This window comes from Solwaraspora sp. WMMA2065, assembly GCF_030345075.1.
Lineage (GTDB): Bacteria > Actinomycetota > Actinomycetes > Mycobacteriales > Micromonosporaceae > Micromonospora_E.
Genome location: NZ_CP128361.1, coordinates 4970737 through 4986819, shown reverse-complemented (window position 1 = coordinate 4986819; position 16083 = coordinate 4970737). Strand labels below are relative to the sequence as shown.

The 16083-nt window shown below is 72.1% G+C and carries 12 protein-coding genes and 2 pseudogenes; 6 read left to right on the top strand and 8 right to left on the bottom strand.

Annotated elements, in window-relative coordinates:
* Positions 1-70: 70 nt before the first annotated feature.
* Together O7610_RS22725 and O7610_RS22720 are read right to left on the bottom strand one after the other, a co-directional pair.
* A complete protein-coding gene (locus O7610_RS22725) occupies positions 71-1423 on the bottom strand; it encodes a ferredoxin reductase family protein (protein ID WP_278172652.1) in 1353 nt (450 codons plus the stop codon).
* 232 nt (positions 1424-1655) lie between these two features.
* Entirely contained in the window at positions 1656-2942 is a 1287-nt protein-coding gene (locus O7610_RS22720; protein WP_281552466.1) for an adenylosuccinate synthase, read from the bottom strand.
* A gap of 129 nt (positions 2943-3071) precedes the next feature.
* Between O7610_RS22720 and O7610_RS22715 the strand changes: the two genes are divergently transcribed.
* Entirely contained in the window at positions 3072-4079 is a 1008-nt protein-coding gene (locus O7610_RS22715) for a hypothetical protein (protein WP_281552465.1), read from the top strand.
* A gap of 181 nt (positions 4080-4260) precedes the next feature.
* On the opposite strand, the gene O7610_RS22710 is transcribed toward O7610_RS22715, so the two are convergent.
* Complete coding sequence (locus O7610_RS22710; protein WP_281555824.1) at positions 4261-4458, bottom strand: hypothetical protein; 198 nt, start codon at positions 4456-4458, stop codon at positions 4261-4263.
* 283 nt (positions 4459-4741) lie between these two features.
* Here O7610_RS22710 and O7610_RS22705 point away from each other — a divergent pair.
* Positions 4742-6196: pseudogene (locus O7610_RS22705) on the top strand (MinD/ParA family ATP-binding protein); the annotation flags it as partial.
* 4 nt (positions 6197-6200) lie between these two features.
* Here O7610_RS22705 and O7610_RS22700 read toward each other — a convergent pair.
* Positions 6201-6629: a DUF3151 domain-containing protein gene (locus O7610_RS22700; protein WP_281552464.1), complete on the bottom strand. Its 429-nt coding sequence runs from the start codon at positions 6627-6629 to the stop codon at positions 6201-6203.
* Between the two features lie 230 nt (positions 6630-6859).
* Between O7610_RS22700 and O7610_RS22695 the strand changes: the two genes are divergently transcribed.
* Complete coding sequence (locus O7610_RS22695; protein WP_289211795.1) at positions 6860-8104, top strand: LOG family protein; 1245 nt, start codon at positions 6860-6862, stop codon at positions 8102-8104.
* Positions 8105-8112: 8 nt separating this feature from the next.
* Here O7610_RS22695 and O7610_RS22690 read toward each other — a convergent pair whose 3' ends face one another.
* The 4 genes from O7610_RS22690 to O7610_RS22675 all read right to left on the bottom strand — a co-directional run bounded on the left by O7610_RS22690 (position 8113) and on the right by O7610_RS22675 (position 11536).
* Positions 8113-9207 (bottom strand): MerR family transcriptional regulator, encoded by a 1095-nt coding sequence (locus O7610_RS22690; RefSeq protein ID WP_281552462.1) that lies wholly within the window; start codon positions 9205-9207, stop codon positions 8113-8115.
* A 108-nt stretch (positions 9208-9315) separates the two neighbouring features.
* A complete protein-coding gene (locus tag O7610_RS22685; protein ID WP_278172659.1) occupies positions 9316-9834 on the bottom strand; it encodes a hypothetical protein in 519 nt (172 codons plus the stop codon).
* A gap of 122 nt (positions 9835-9956) precedes the next feature.
* The gene (gene fbaA / locus O7610_RS22680) at positions 9957-10982 is read right to left on the bottom strand and encodes a class II fructose-bisphosphate aldolase (RefSeq protein ID WP_281552461.1); all 1026 of its coding nucleotides are present in this window, start codon (positions 10980-10982) and stop codon (positions 9957-9959) included.
* Positions 10983-11152: 170 nt separating this feature from the next.
* Positions 11153-11536 carry a phage holin family protein gene (locus O7610_RS22675; RefSeq protein ID WP_123606505.1) on the bottom strand — a complete coding sequence of 128 codons (384 nt, stop codon included), beginning with the start codon at positions 11534-11536 and terminating at the stop codon, positions 11153-11155.
* A 141-nt stretch (positions 11537-11677) separates the two neighbouring features.
* On the opposite strand from O7610_RS22675, the gene O7610_RS22670 reads away from it, so the two are divergent.
* From O7610_RS22670 to O7610_RS22660, 3 genes and pseudogenes are all read left to right on the top strand, one after another.
* Positions 11678-11893 (top strand): hypothetical protein, encoded by a 216-nt coding sequence (locus O7610_RS22670; protein WP_123606506.1) that lies wholly within the window; start codon positions 11678-11680, stop codon positions 11891-11893.
* Positions 11894-12010: 117 nt separating this feature from the next.
* Positions 12011-13516 carry a 3' terminal RNA ribose 2'-O-methyltransferase Hen1 gene (locus O7610_RS22665; protein ID WP_289213668.1) on the top strand — a complete coding sequence of 502 codons (1506 nt, stop codon included), beginning with the start codon at positions 12011-12013 and terminating at the stop codon, positions 13514-13516.
* A pseudogene (locus O7610_RS22660) lies at positions 13513-16079 on the top strand (polynucleotide kinase-phosphatase). The gene O7610_RS22665 and the pseudogene O7610_RS22660 overlap by 4 nt, the downstream one beginning before the upstream one ends.
* Positions 16080-16083: the final 4 nt, after the last annotated feature.

The window sequence follows — 16083 nt, the reverse complement described above, 5'->3', positions numbered from 1 at the left end:
GCGTGATGGAGATCTGAGGATTCTCTGAGGAAGGGCTGAGCCTCAGGGTTCAGCCCAAACCCCTCAGGGTTCAGCCCAGACCGAAGCGTTCGGCGTGGATCTGGGCGTTCGGCACGCCGATGGCCCGGACACTGTCGACGACGGCGGTGGTCATCGCCGGCGGCCCGCAGACGAACACCTCGCGTTCGGTGATGTCCGGCACCCGTGCGAGCAGGTTCTCCGGGTCGAACGGCCGGTTCGGCGGCGACCCGGACCCGGTGCGCCCGGTCAGCACGTGCAGCTGCGCACCCTGCGCGGCGGCCAGCCCTTGCAGCTCGCCGAGGAGCACCGCGTCGGTCTCCTTGGCCGCCCGGTAGAGCACCACCGTCGAACCGCCCGACTCCTCCAGCAGCGCCCGGATCGGGGTGACCCCGACGCCACCGGCGACCAGCAGGGTCTTGTCCAGTTTGCGGTGCAGGTTGGTGAATGCGCCGTACGGCCCCTCGATGAAGACCCGGTTGCCGACCTTCAGGTGCCGTAGCCCGGCGCTGGTCTTGCCGGCGGCCTTCGCGGTCAGCCGCAGGGAACGTCCGTCGGGTGCCGCCGACAGCGAGAACGGGTTCGCCTGCCACCAGCGGTTGTGACCGGGGAACCGCCAGATGCAGAACTGCCCGGCGCGCGACGGCAGCCGGTCCAGATGCCGGCCGGTGACGTACACCGAGGTCACGTTGTCGGCCTCGGGCACCACGGCGGCGACCCGGAACTGGTGGTACGCGTTGCGCCACAGCGGGACGATCGCCCGGTTGACGATCAGCGACCCGATCACCAGTGCCCACAGTGTCCACCAGTAGATGTTGGCCGGGGCCGAGTCGAAGGTGGTGGTCTCCATGAACTGGTGCACCAGGCCGGCCAGCAGCGCGAGGTAGATCAGCACGTGCAGGCTGTGCCAGGCCTCGTACGGCAGGCGGCGGCGGGCGTACCGGATGGAGGCCCCGACCACGACGATCATGATGCCGGCGGCGATCATCCCGAGCAGCGAGGCGGTCACCCCGGCCAGGCTCAGGAACGTCTCGCCGAAGCCCATGTCGTACAGGGTGGCGTAGCCGGCGATCACGAACACGGCGTGCAGCATCACGGTCCAGAACAGACCGAAACCGATCCACCGGTGCCAAGCGGTGAGCCGGTCCATCCCGAGCCGCCGGTCCAGCCAGGGAATCCGGGCCACCAGGGTCAGCTGCAGCATCATGATCATGGCGGCGTGCAGGCCGAAGAACTTGGCGACGGTCAGCACCGGGTGCTTGCCCTGGCCGTACGCGAAGAAGGCCACTTCGAGGATCAACAGGTTGGCAGCCAGCACACCCCACAGGGTCCAGCGGGCCAAGGTCATCGGGGGGATGCCGGTCGGAGGGGTCGGGGTGGGGGTGGCCTCCATCGCGTCTCGCACGCGATTGGGATCGCCGTACAGCCGGCTCACTGCCTTACTCCCTGCTATCAGTTACTATCAATCGAATACCGGGAACGGTGCCCCGCCGCCGGCGCTGGTGGCAACCGGCGGACGTTCGGGTCCGGTTCGATCATGAAGCAGGCATGCTCCGCCACGCTTGGCGGAGATCTGAGGATTCTCTGAGGATCCGCGTGCCGGGGGCACGGGTACCGCTCAGAGCCGACGGTACGGCTCAGAGCAGCTCGTGGCGTACCACGTTCTCCTCCCGGCCGGGACCGACGCCGACCACGCTGACCCGGGCCCGGCACAGCTCCTCGATCCGGGCGATGTAGCGCCGGGCGTTGACCGGCAGCTCCGCCTCGGTGCGGGCCGCGGTGATGTCCTCCCACCAGCCGTCGTGCTCCTCGTAGATCGGCGTGGCGTGGTGGAAGCCGGTCTGGGTCATCGGCATGTCGTCGAACCGCTCGCCGTCGATCTCGTAGCCGACGCAGATCGGCACCTTCGCCAGCCCGGTCAGCACGTCGAGCTTGGTGACGACCAGGTCGGTGATGCCGTTGAGCCGTACGGCGTACCGGCCGACGACCGCATCGAACCAGCCGCAGCGACGCTCCCGACCGGTGGTGGTGCCGTACTCGGCACCGATCTTGCGCAGATGGTCACCGGCGGCGTCGAACAGCTCGGTCGGGAACGGCCCGGAGCCGACCCGGGTGGTGTACGCCTTGGTCACCCCGATCACCTTGGTGATCGCGGTCGGCGGGATGCCGGTGCCCACGCAGGCCCCGCCCGACGTGGGGTTGGACGAGGTCACGAACGGGTACGTGCCGTGGTCCATGTCGAGCATGGTGGCCTGCGCGCCCTCCAGCAGCACCGTGTCGCCCCGGTCGAGGGCGTCCCAGAGGATCGCCCGGGTCTCGGCGATGTGCGGACGCAGCCGCTGGGCGTACGCCAGGTACTCCTCGACCACCGCGTCCAGGTCGAGCGCCTTGCGGTTGTAGACCTTGAACAGGATCTGGTTCTTCTCCCGCAGCGCCAGCTCGAGCTTCTTGCGCAGAATGCCGGGGTCGAGCAGGTCCTGCACCCGGATGCCCATCCGGGCCACCTTGTCGCCGTACGCCGGCCCGATGCCGCGCCCGGTGGTGCCGATCCGCGACGATCCGAGGTAGCGCTCGACCACCCTGTCCAGCGCCCGGTGGTGCGGCATGATCAGGTGCGCGTCGCCGGAGATCCGCAGCCGGGAGACGTCCACGCCGCGTTCGGCGAGGCCGTCGATCTCGGTCAGCAGGACCTTCGGGTCGACCACCACCCCGTTACCGATGATGATCATCGCGTTCGGGGAGAGCGCACCGGACGGCATCAGGTGCAGGGCGTACTTCTGCCCGTCCGGCGTGATCACGGTGTGCCCGGCGTTGTTGCCGCCGGAGAACCGCACCACGTAGTGGACCCGCTCGCCAAGCAGGTCGGTAACCTTGCCCTTGCCCTCGTCACCCCATTGCGCGCCGAGCAGCACGATCGCTGGCATCTTTGTGTAACCCGCCTCCATGGGGCTCGGGTGCCAGGTGGCGACCGCGTGGCAAGCCCGAGGAGTCAGGCTAACAAGGGTCACGAACCTGGTGGACGTGGCCGCAGAGATCGGCGGAAGGCGGCGACGGTGTACGACGTGGTGCTGCTGACACTCGGCAGCCAGCCGGACGCGGGCTGCGACGGCGGCTGCGGTGTCAGCTGCGGCACGGCACTCACCCGGGCGAAGCCGGACTGCGCCGAACCGGTCCGGGTGCCGGTGCTGACCTGCCGGGACGCGCTGGTCGCCGCCGGCGCGCGGGTCGAGACGGTGACCGCACGCTCGGACCGGGAGATCGACGACGTCCTCGCACGACTGGACGGCCCGGCCCGGCCGGACGGTCTGACCTGGCCCGACGACGACGGCAAGACCCGGCTGATCGTCGCCACGGCCGCCGACGGGCAGCTGCGGGCGGTGCTGCGCCGGATGGTACGCCGCTACGCCCCGCCACCGAGCCGGCGACCCGCCGACCTGGCCGACTCCCGGACCCTGCCGGACCTGCCGGCGATCGGGGTACTGCCGCTCGACCCCGGCACCGACACCCGACGGGCAAGCGCAACCGGTATCCCGCCGGCCGACCTGGCCGGCCGGCTCGCCCTGCCCAGGGAGCCGGCCGCAGTCGCCGCCGCGGTCCTCGGCGGCCGGCAGCGGCGGCTGGACCTGCTGCGTACCGACGGTGGCTCGGTGACCCTGGACGGCGCGCTGCTGGGTGCCGCCGACGAGCACGACCACCCGTTACCCTGGCGCGGACGGATCGAGGTCGATGACGCCGTACTGAGCGCGGGCAACGACCCGCTGTTGGCCTGCGTGGTGGCGAACGCCGACGGATACGCCCGGCTGGCGGAGGTGGAACTGGTGGCCCGAGCGGACCCGGCGGACGGGGTGCTGGAGGTGGCGGTGGCGGTGCCGGTGAAGACCAGGTCGTGGTGGCGCGGCGAGCGGGTACGCATCGAGATCCGCCGGGCCCGTGGTCGCGCGGCGGCGGTCACCCCGCGCGACGGCGAACTACCGTTCCTGGATGACGGGGTGGCGGGCGGCTTGACCCGGAAACGCTCCTGGTGGGTGGAACCAGGCGCCTGGGCCGTGTACACATACTGACCTGGTATGCGACGCTAAGTAGCGACTGACCTGCACATCCTCGGGTTGTCCGTGGGGGGCTAGGGGGGTACTACGCAGTGCACGACAACACCGATCCGGGGCGTTCGACCGACGCTGACGGAGGCCAGGTGGAGGAGCCGTTCTGGCCGCCGGACGAGGTCGTGGCCACTCCCCGCAACGATCAGACCATCGCGGTACCGGTCATCCCAACGGTGACGTCCGGAGCCGAGGTCCGGCCCGACAACGGCAGGACGGCCGGCAACGGTCGGTTGCCCGCCGACCGCGACCCGGAGCTGCCGCATTCGCCGGCGTCGCCGTGGGCGCAGCCACCCAGCAGGTTGACCAGCCGCTCGACCGGTGCTGCTGGTTCTGGGGGCACCGCCCGCGACGGTGGCACCGGCGGCGATGCTGGTCCGTCCGGTGCCGTGCCGCCGGCTCCCCGGCGGTCACCGGAGCAGCCCGTACCGTTGGCGGAGCAACCCGTACCGCCGGCGGACGCGGCCGCGCCCACGTCGGAGGCTGCCGCGCCCACGTCGGAGGCGCCCGGCCGGCCGCACCCGACACCGCCCCGGCCCGGCCCGACCCACCCCCGCCAGCCGCATCCTGGTCCCAGCCGGCCCGCCCCGCCACCCGGTCAGACGCCGACGCCGCCCCCACTACCGCCGCCTGGGCCAACCGGCCCCGGCCGGCCGAGTGAGCCTCGGGAAGAGGTGACGGAACCCGCGCCGGGCCAGCCCGCCGACCCGTGGGCCCCGCCCGCCGCCGGCCCGGTGTCGGCAGCCGCGTCGGTGTCGGCAGCCGGCTGGGACGACTGGACCCCGACGGACAGCGGAGCCTGGTCACCCCCAGCGCCAGCGCCTACCCAGACTCCGGCGGCGTCGGCGTACCAGCAGGTGAGTCCGGGCGTGACCGAGCTGCCCCGACAGCCGTACCAGGAAGCGCCCGGGGTGCACCGGATGCCGTCGCCTCCGGTGCCGGACGCTCCGGTGCCGCCGCCACGGTCGGCGATGTTCGACTCGGGCTACCCGGTGCCGCCCGGGGTGCTCGGGTCGGTGCAGCAAGGTCCCACCCAGCAGGGTCCCGCGTACCAGGATCCCCTGCGGCAGCCGGCCGCGCCGACGCACCAGCAGGCCAGCCCGTCGGCCGACGGCAGCCAACTGCCGGCGGGCTGGACACCCGAGTCGTTCGTGCCGACCGCCGAGGAGTTCGCCCTGCGGCGGGCGACGAAACCGGCCGACCCGGTCGCCACGATGGGGGTCCGGGCCGCGCTCAACCGGACCACGCTGGGCCTGGTCAAGCTGCCGCCGGGGCAGCACGAGCAGGAGATCCGGCGGGACGTCGAAATGGTGCGCCGCAACTTCGGTGGGCTGCGCCAGGTCACCGTGGTCAACCCGAAGGGCGGGGCCGGCAAGACCGTCGCCATCCTGATGCTGGCCATGACGTTCGGGCAGAAGCGCGGCGGCTACGTGCTGGCCTGGGACAACAACGAGACACAGGGCACCCTCGGCATGCGCGCCCAGCAGGACTTCCACTCCCGTACGGTCCGGGACATGCTGCGCGACCTGCGCCTGTTCCAGGGGTCACACGGCCGGGTCGGCGACCTGTCGCAGTACGTGCGGGCGCAGGGCGAAGGCATGTTCGACGTGCTCGCCTCGGACGAGTCGGCCACCGCCGGCGAGATGCTGACCGCCGCCGCGTTCGCCGAGATCCGTGAGGTGGTCAGCCGGTTCTACAAGTTGATCTTCGTGGACACCGGGAACAACGTACGGGCACAGAACTGGCAGGCGGCGATCGACGCCACCGACCAGCTCGTGGTGACCATGTCGGCCCGCAACGACTCCGCCGAGCCGGCCGCCCGGATGCTCGACCACCTGGAGCAGACCGGCCGGCAGCGGCTGGTCCGCCAGGCGGTCACCGTCATCTCCATGCCGCCGTCCCGCCGGGAGATCGACCTGGCGCCGATCCACCGGCACTTCGCCGCCCGCACCCGTACGGTGCTGCTGGCACCGTACGAGCGGATCATCGACAGCGGGGAACCGATCCGGTACGGGCAGTTGTCCGCGACGTTCCGGCAGGCATGGCTGAAGATCGCCTCGGCGGTGGCCGAAGGGCTCTGAGCCGTCAACTGCTGGCGAGAGCGTCCCCGGCGGCCGGGTCGCAGTCCCGCAGGAACTGCGCGCACCGGGCGGCCTCGTCGCTCTCACCGATCTCGCCGGCCGCCCGGGACAGCAGGTGCAGGCAGGCCAGGAAACCCTGGTTCGGCCGGTGCGACCAGGGCACCGGGCCGTGCCCCTTCCAGCCGCTGCGGCGCAGCTGGTCCAGGCCCCGGTGGTAGCCGGTGCGGGCGTAGGCGTACGCGGCGACGACCTCGCCCCTGGTGAACGCACGCTGGGCGAGCACCGCCCAGGCCCGACTGTAGGTGGGGTGGCGGCCGGCGGCAGCGGCGTACGCCTCCTCGGTGTCCACCTGGGCAGCCTCGGCAAGAGCCGCCTCGGCCTGCTCGTCGCCGGGCAGCGTGGTGGCCGGCGGTTCGGGCAACAGGTTCTGCATTTTGCCCATTCAACCTGTATTCGCAGCGACATGGTGTCTGAACGGATGAGTCCTTCGTCACGCGTGCGGCGGGTGTGCCGATGCCGGTACTCGACTAGAAATAGAGGTCCGGAGCCTCCCCAGGAACCGGTTTGGGAAGCCCGGTGGCCTCGTGCCACCGGGCTTCGCTGTACGACCGGGCTTCGCTGCGCCACGCCCCGCCGGTTGCGGCGGTACGGAAAAATGGCCGGATGCCCACGCCACCTCCCGCAGCGCTGTCCGGCGACTACGACTCCACCCCGCACGAGGTGGAGTCCCGCGCCGAGCTCGACCATCATCTGCGCGCCGGCAGCCTGGCCGGGCTGACCGTGCAGGGACTGCAGCTCGACGTACCGCCGGTGCCCGACCTGACCGACATCGACCTCACCGACACGTTGTTCCTGGGCTGTTCGTTCCCGTCGGCGGCGGCGGAAGCGGAGCTGGTGCGCCGGGGCGCGCACGTGGTCCCACCGTTCGCCGGGCGGCCGTACCCGAGCCACCCGCCCCGGCTGTACACCCCGGCCGACCTGGCTGCCGGTTTCGCCGAGCACGGTGCCGACAGAATGTACGACAACCTGGTCTACCGGCATTTCCGCCGACACGGCGGTGCCCAGCCGCAGATCCGGGAGGCGTTGGCCCAGCGGCTGCACGACCACGGCATCGACAACGCGCTCACCGACGCCACCCGGACCTGGATCGACCGGTACGGGCCGGCCTCGGTGATCGGGGTGATGGGCGGGCACGCGGTGCCGCGCGGCACCTCCGCGTACCGACTGGCCGCCACGCTCGGCTGGGAGCTGGCCCGAGCCGGCCGGCTGGTGGTCACCGGCGGTGGACCGGGCGTGATGGAGGCGGCGAACCTCGGCGCGTACCTGAGCAGCCACGACGCAGAGGAGCTGACCGACGCCATCGACCTGCTGGCCGGCGCGCCGGACTACGCCGACCAGCAGCCGTACACCGCCGCGGCGCTGGCGGTCCGCGACCGGTACCCGATCGACGCGGCGGTGACCGACGACGCCGGCTCCGGCTGGGCGCGGGCCGGCGGGCTCGCCGTCCCCACCTGGCTGTACGGGCACGAACCGGCCAACCTGTTCGCCGGCCGGATCGCCAAGTACTTCTGCAACGCCGTCCGGGAGGACACCATCCTGCGGCTGGCCCGGGGCGGCATCGTGTTCGCGCCGGGCCGGGCCGGCACCGTGCAGGAGGTGTTCCAGGCGGCCACGAAGACGTTCTACGGCACCGACGGGGCCAGCGGCCCGTACGTCTTCCTGGACCGCGCCTTCTGGACCCAGACCCTGCCGGTCGAGGCGATGCTGGCGCCGCTGCTGGCGCTGTCCCCGGCCGGCGACCTGTCCCCGCTGATCCGGCTCACCGACGACGTGCACGAGGCGGTCGCGCTGCTCACCGCCGACGCGCTGCCGCCGGTCGTACCGCACCAGGTCACCAGGTCGAGCTGACCTTCGGCTCAGGGCACGACGTCGGCGACGACGCAGGCGACGTTGTCCGGGGCACCCGCCTGGTACGCCAGGTCGATCACCGTGCGTACCGTCTCGGCCGGGTCGAGCCCGGCGGCGACCGCGGCGGCGAGGTCGTCGTCGGGCACCACCGCCCAGACCCCGTCGGAGCAGAGCAGATACCGGTCGTACGCGACGATCCGATGCGCCGCGTACGCCGGTTTCGCCGTCCCGGTGCCGTCCAGCGCCTGGGTGAGCAGCGCCCGCCGCCGGTGTGCCAGCGCCAGCGCCGGGTCGAGCCGGCCGGCGTCCACCAGCGCCTGCACGTAGCTGTCGTCGCGGGTGAGCCGGGTCAGTGCGCCGCCCCGCCACCGGTACGCCCGGGTGTCGCCGACGTGCACCAGCTCGAACCGGTCGCCGACCTGCAGCAACGCGGTCACCGTACTGACCGGCGACGCACCCGTGCCGGCACCCACCTGGCGGATCGCGTCGTCGGCGGCGCGGTACGCGTCCGCCAGGGCCGTGCCCGGCGCATCCGCCAGGACCGTGCCCGGCGCATCCGACGGTCCGGTGTCGAGCTGCGCGAGCGCCTTGATCACCGCGCTGCTGGCCTGCGCCCCACCCGGGCCGGCGGCACCGTCGGCGACCGCGAGCAGTCGGCGTCCGGCGTACGCCCGGTCCTCGTTGCTGGTCCGCACCCGGCCGATGTCGGTACGGACGGCGCTACGCAGGCCGAAGCCTGCCGGTCGGTCGGTCATTGTCGTTCTCCTCGTCTGGAGTTCCGCGACGAGGCTGGTCACGAGTTGTTCCCTGGCCGCCGTCTCGGCCTGGGTGGCCGACCACCAGCGGGCGATCTCCCCGGCGACGGCCACCGGGTCGTCCGGCCAGTGCGCGCAGACCTGCCGAACGCGGCGCAGCGGCATCCCGCCACGCCGCAGCCGGGCCATTAACCGGGCCAGCTCCAGCTGCTCCGGCCGGTAGTAGCGGTAGCCGGACTCCGGGTCGACGGCCGCCGGCCGGAGCAGCCCCGTGTCGGCGTAGATCCGCAACGCCTTGACCGTCAGTCCGGCGGCGCGGGCGAACGCGCCGATGGTGAGCAGCCGCATCGTGCCCCTCCTCGTGCCGGCCGTGGTCGACCGGCAAGGGTCATGCTGTGGTCGGCCCCAAGGTCCGGGTCAAGCCCGTCGGCGGGGTCGGGCCAAGCATCGGTGGGCTCAGGCGACGGGGCGGCGGCGCCAGGCGACGATCGGCAGCTCGACGTCGGGCTCGGCGGACAGGCCGTTCTCGTCGAGGGCGTTCTGTACGGCCAACCGGGCCCCGTCGAAAAGGAACTCGACGGCGTGCAGCACGTGCGGACGCCAGTGCGACGGCATGATCCGCTCGATCACGTTGACCGCCCGCAGCGGTCGGCCCCGGGCCGGCAGAGGCGCCGGATGCCGGTCGCTGTGCCAGTCCAGCCGCAGGCCGGGCAGGTCCAGCGGCATGGACATGTCGACCTGGTTCCAGGTGATCGCGCATTCGTCGAACTTGCGGTGGGTGACCTCGACGTTGACGTCACCGAAGCCGAGGATGACCGGGCCGTTTGCGTACCAGGTATCCAGGTCGAGGTCCCACATCAGCCAGGTGTCGACCAGTGGGCGTCCGATGATGCGGGAGAACCGGGCCCGGTGGGCGGCGGCGAGCGTCGCGGCGTCGTGGCACCACTGTGGCTCGTACCCATCGATGCCGAGCACGACCGACCTCCGCAGCGGACCACTCTGAATCGGTAGATCCTACCGGTGTGGTTCGTACGACGGCGACGCGCGGCCGGCCCCGGGGTACGGGACCGGCCGCGCGGCGAGTGGTTCGGTGGGTGTTACTTGGCCAGCGTGGTGCCGGTGGAGCGCAGGTGCTCGCAGGCGTCGACGACCCGCTTGGCCATCCCGGCCTCGGCCGCCTTGCCCCAGGCCCGGGGGTCGTACGACTTCTTGTCGCCGACCTCGCCGTCGATCTTCAGCACCCCGTCGTACTTGGTGAACATGTGGGTGACGACCGGGCGGGTGAAGGCGTACTGGGTGTCGGTGTCGATGTTCATCTTCACCACGCCGTAGTCCAGCGCGGCCCGGATCTCCTCCAGCAGCGAGCCGGAGCCGCCGTGGAAGACCAGGCTGAGCGGCTTCTCCTTGCCGTACTTGGCGCCGACCGCGTCCTGGATCTCCTTGAGGATCTCCGGCCGCAGCTTGACGTTGCCCGGCTTGTAGACGCCGTGCACGTTGCCGAAGGTGAGCGCCGCCATGTAGCGGCCCTTCTCGCCGAGACCGAGCGCCTCGACCATGGCCAGCCCGTCCTCGACGGTGGTGTACAGCTTCTCGTCGATGGCACCGACGACGCCGTCCTCCTCGCCGCCGACGACGCCGACCTCGATCTCCAGCACGACCTTGGCGGCGGCGGCCTCGGCCAGCAGCTCGGTGGCGATCTCCAGGTTCTCCTTCAGCGGTACGGCGGAGCCGTCCCACATGTGCGACTGGAACAGCGGCGCGCCACCGGCGGCGACCCGCTCCTTGGAGGCGGCCAGCAGCGGGCGGACGAAGCCGTCGAGCTTGCCCTTCGGGCAGTGGTCGGTGTGCAGCGCAATGTTGACCGGGTACTTCTTGGCCACCTCCTCGGCGAAGGCGGCGAAGGCCAGCGAGCCGCTGACCATGTCCTTGATGGTCGGGCCGGACAGGTACTCGGCACCACCGGTGGAGACCTGGATGATGCCGTCGCTCTCCGCCTCGGCGAAGCCCTGCAGCGCGGCGTTGAGGGTCTGCGAGGACGTGACGTTGATGGCGGGGTACGCGAACGCGCCGGCCTTGGCGCGGTCAAGCATCTCGGCGTAGACCTCGGGAGAGGCGATGGGCATCTCGAACGCTCCTTTGTACCGGTTCGGCCCGTCGACGGGCCGGATTCCATGCTCAGCTCACTGCGCTGGACCGCGCTGTCCTCCGCTAGGCAGTATCCCGCAGCGGCACTGCCCCGGCGACATCGGCCCTGTCTGTGGGCCTGCGACATCGGCCCTGTCTGTGGGCACGGTCAGCGGCGGTCGTACTTGTCGGGGATGACCAGGCTGATCAGCCAGCCGACGACGGCCATGACGATCGCTCCCCAGAATGCCGGCCAGAACCCGTCGATGGCGAACGGCAGGTCCAGTTGTTGCGCCAGCCAGTCGGTCAGCAGGAAGAGCAGGGCGTTGACGACCAGTGCGAACAGGCCGAGGGTGAGGAGGTAGAAGACACAGCCGACGACCTTGATGACCGGTTTGAGGACCGCGTTGACCAGTCCGAAGATCAGCGCCACGATGACCAGGGTCAGCGCGTTGTTGGTCGCGGTGTCACCGGTGACGTCGATGCCGGGCACGATCAGCGTGGTTATCCACAGGGCGACCGCGTTGACCGCGAGCCTGATCAGGAATCCCATACTGCCATCCTGCCACCCGGAGTAAACCACTGCGCCACAAAAACGGACAAGCCTCTTATCTTGGACGGTGGTCGGCGGGCACCCCGGTTGACCCGTACCGTGGTGGGAGCACCGGTACGGACGAACGAACGGAGGCGAGACATGACCTACCCGGACGAGGACATCGCCCCAGGGGACCACCTCGCTCCCGAGGAACGTGACCCGGAGGCGCCCGCCGACGACGCGGTCGAGCAGTCGGTCGTGGCCAACCCGGTCGAGCAGCAGCCCGAGGTGCACCGCGGTCTGGAGGTCGACGACTGGGACGCGGTCGAGCAGTCCCGCATCGTCGACCTCGATGATGACGACGGCTACCGCTGACCGTTGACCGCGTCGGAGCGGCCGCCACGCATCCGCGATAAGACGGAAACCGCGCATCAGCGATAACCGGTGTCGACCGGTGTCGACCGGTGGCGGCCGGCTGGCACCATCACCCGGGTGCTGATGACCGTGACGACGACCCACCGGCCCGCCACCGACCTCGGCTACCTGCTGGTCAAACATCCGGACCGGATGCAGTCGTTCGACGTACCCACCGGCACGGCGCACGTGTTCTACCCGGAGGCCACCGAGCAGCGCTGCACCGCCGCGCTGCTGCTCGACGTCGACCCGGCGCGGCTCGCCGCCGGCGGCCCGCGCCGTGGCCGGCGCACGGCCGCGATGCCGGAGAGCTTCACCCTCGGCCAGTACGTCAACGACCGGCCGTACGCCGCGTCCAGCCTGCTCGCCGCCGCCCTCGCCAAGGTGTTCCGGTCCGCGCTGCGCGGTGAGAGCCGGGACCGCCCCGAGCTGCCCGGCACCGCCCTGCCGTTGACCATCCGGGTGCCGGTGCTGCGCTGCCGGGGCGGCGCCGCCCTCGCCGAGCGCCTGTTCAGCCCGCTCGGCTGGACGGTGACTGCCCGGCCCATCCCACTGGACGAGCGCTACCCGCAGTGGGGGGACAGCCGCTACGTCGACCTCACCCTGACCGGCACGCTGCGGGTCGCCGACGCGCTCAACCACCTGTATGTGCTGCTGCCGGTGCTGGACGACGCCAAGCACTACTGGATCGCCCCGGACGAGTTGGACAAGCTGATCCGGGCCGGCGAGGGCTGGCTGGCCGGCCACCCGGAACGCCGGTTGATCACCCGGCGCTACCTGGCCCACCGCCGGGTGCTCGCCCGACGCGCCGAGGACCGGCTCGCCGAGGCGCGGGCCGCCGAGCTGCGGCTGGCCGACGCCGGCCCGGGTGCCGACGCCGACCCGGGTGCCGACGAGGACGCGGGGCTGCCGGCGGCGGTCCGGCCGCGACCGCTGGCAGCGACCCGCCGGGCCGCCGTGCTCACCGCGCTGGCCGAGGCCGGTGCCACCCGGGTGCTCGACCTGGGCTGCGGCGGCGGTGCACTGCTGACCGAACTGCTCGCCCAGCCCCGGTTCACCGAGATCGTCGGCACCGACGTGTCGGCCCGGGCGCTGGAGCTGGCCGCCCGGCGGCTGCGACTGGACCGGCTCCCGGCGCGCCAGCAGCAGCGGGTACGGCTGTGGCAGTCGGCGCTGACCTACCGCGACGACCGGCTGCGCGGCTACGACGCCGCCGTACTGATGGAAGTCGTCGAGCACCTCGACCCGCCCCGGCTGCCGGCGCTGGCCGAAGCGGTCTTCGGCCACGCCCGCCCCGCAACCGTGCTGGTGACCACCCCGAACGTGGAGTACAACGTGCGCTACGAAGGCCTCGCCGCGGGCGCGCTGCGGCACCCGGACCACCGGTTCGAGTGGACCCGCGCCGAGTTCGCCGACTGGGCCGGCCGGGTCGCCGCGGCGTACGGCTACCGGGTCGGGTTCCGGCCGGTCGGCCAGGTCGATCCGGACGTGGGGCCGCCGACCCAACTGGCGGTCTTCACCCGCGACGACGCCGGCCCGGACAGCACCGGCCCGAACGGCGCGGGCGCCGGGGGTGCCCGGTGACCGTACTGGAGATCCCCGAACTCGCCCTGATCGCCCTGGTCGGTGTCTCCGGCTCCGGCAAGTCGACCTTCGCCCGCCGGCACTTCGCCGCCACCCAGGTGCTCTCCTCGGACACCTTCCGGGCAATGGTCGCCGACGACGAGAACGACCAGTCGGCGTCGGCGGACGCCTTCGACGCGCTGCACTACGTCGCCGGCAAGCGGCTGCGGGCTGGCCGGCTCACTGTGGTCGACGCCACCAACCTGCAGGAACATGCCCGGGCCGGGCTCGTCGCCGTCGCCCGGGAACACGACGTACTGCCGGTCGCGGTGGTGCTCGACGTGCCCGAGCAGCTCTGCTGGGAACGGACCCAGGGCCGGGTCGACCGCGCCTTCGGCCGACACGTGATCACCCGGATGCAGCGTGATCTGCGCCGCTCGGTCGGCCGGCTGGCCCGGGAAGGCTTCCGGCACGTGTTCGTGCTGCGCGGCACCGACGAGATCGACGCCGCCGAGATCCGGCTGACCCGGCTGTACAACGACCGGCGGGAGCTGACCGGGCCGTTCGACATCATCGGTGACGTGCACGGCTGCCGCGCCGAACTGGAGGCGCTGCTGACGAAGCTGGGTTGGGCGCTCGACCGCGACGACGCCGGCCGACCGATCGACGCCCGGCACCCGCAGGGGCGTACCGCGGTCTTCGTCGGTGACCTGGTCGACCGCGGCCCGGACTCGCCCGGCGTGCTGCGCCTGGTGATGGGGATGGTGCGGGCCGGCACCGCGCTCTGCGTGCCCGGCAACCACGAGCAGAAGCTGCTGCGCAAGCTGCGGGGCCGCAAGGTGACCGTGTCGCACGGGCTGGCCGAGACCCTGGAGCAGCTGGCCGCCGAACCGGCCGGGTTCACCGACGAGGTCGTCAAGTTCATCGACGGCCTGGTCAGCCACTACCGGCTCGACGGCGGTGCGCTGGTGGTGGCGCACGCCGGGCTCAAGGCCGAATACCAGGGCCGGGCTTCCGGCCGGGTGCGCGGCTTCGCGCTGTACGGGGAGACCACCGGTGAGACCGACGAGTACGGCCTGCCGGTGCGCTACCCGTGGGCCCGCGACTACCGGGGTGCCGCCACCGTGGTCTACGGGCACACCCCGACTACCCGCCCCGACTGGGTGAACAACACCATCTGCATCGACACCGGTTGCGTCTTCGGTGGCCGGCTGACCGCGCTGCGCTACCCGTCGCGGGATCTCGTCTCGGTGCCGGCCGACCGCGAGTACTACCCGCCGATGCGGCCGCTGACGGCCGAGCCGGGTGCCGCCGACGGCACCGGACCTGGGACGGACCGCCCCGACGACGTGCTGGACCTGCGTGACGTCACCGGCCGCCGGCACATCGACTACGGCTACGGGACCACGACGGTCCCGGCGGAGAACGCGGCCGCCGCGTTGGAGGTGATGAGTCGTTTCGCGGTGGATCCCCGGTGGCTGGTCTGGCTACCGCCGACCATGGCTCCCTGCTCGACGTCGACCCGGGACGGGTTCCTGGAGCATCCGGCGGAGGCGTTCGCCGACTACCGGGCCGCCGGTGTCGACCGGGTGGTCTGCCAGGAGAAGCACATGGGATCCCGGGCGGTGGTGCTGGTCTGCCGCGACCCGGCGGGCGACCCGCTGTTCGGCCACGGCGGCGGGGTGGTGCACACCCGGACCGGGCGGCCGTTCTTCACCTCAGGTGAGCGGACCGACGCGTTGCTGTCCCGGATCCGGACTGCGGCCGAGGCCGCCGGGCTGTGGCAACGGCTGGCCACCGGTGCCGGGCCGGCCGGTTGGCTGCTGCTCGACTGCGAGCTGCTGCCCTGGTCGGCGAAGGCGCTCGGGCTGATCCGCGACCAGTACGCCAGCGTCGCCGCCGCCGGCCGGGCCGCGCTGCCCGCTGCGTTGGACGTACTCGACGCCGCCGCCGGTCGGGGCCTGCCGGTCGGGCAACTGCGTGCCCGGTTGGCCCGGCGGGCCGTTGACGTCGACCGGTACGCCGACGCCTACCGGGCCTACGTCGGTGACCCGGACGCGGTGACGTTGGCGCCGTTCGCGGTGCTGGCCGCAGCGGCCACTCGCCCGCCGGCCGGGACCACGGCTGGCACCTGGAGTGCGCGGACGCGCTGGTGGCGGCCGATCCACAGCTGTTCACCACCACCCGACGGCGGGTGGTCGACCTGGCCGACGACGCGGCGGTGGCCGACGCCACCGACTGGTGGTCGGAGCTGACGGCGGCCGGCGGTGAGGGCATGGTGGTCAAGCCGTACGCCGGACTGGCCGCCCGCAGCGGCACCGGCCGGCTGCTGCAGCCTGGCGTCAAGTGCCGGGGCCGGGAGTATCTGCGGATCATCTACGGCCCGGAGTACACCGAACCGGAGCGGCTGGCCGCGCTGCGCCGTCGATCGTTGGGCCGCAAGCGGTCGATGGCGCTGCGCGAACACGGTCTCGGTCTGGCCGCGCTGGATCTGCTGGCCGCCGGCGCACCGCTGTGGCGCCGACACGAGCTGGTCTTCGCGGTGCTCGCCTGCGAGTCCGAACCGGTCGACCCCCGACTGTGAACAC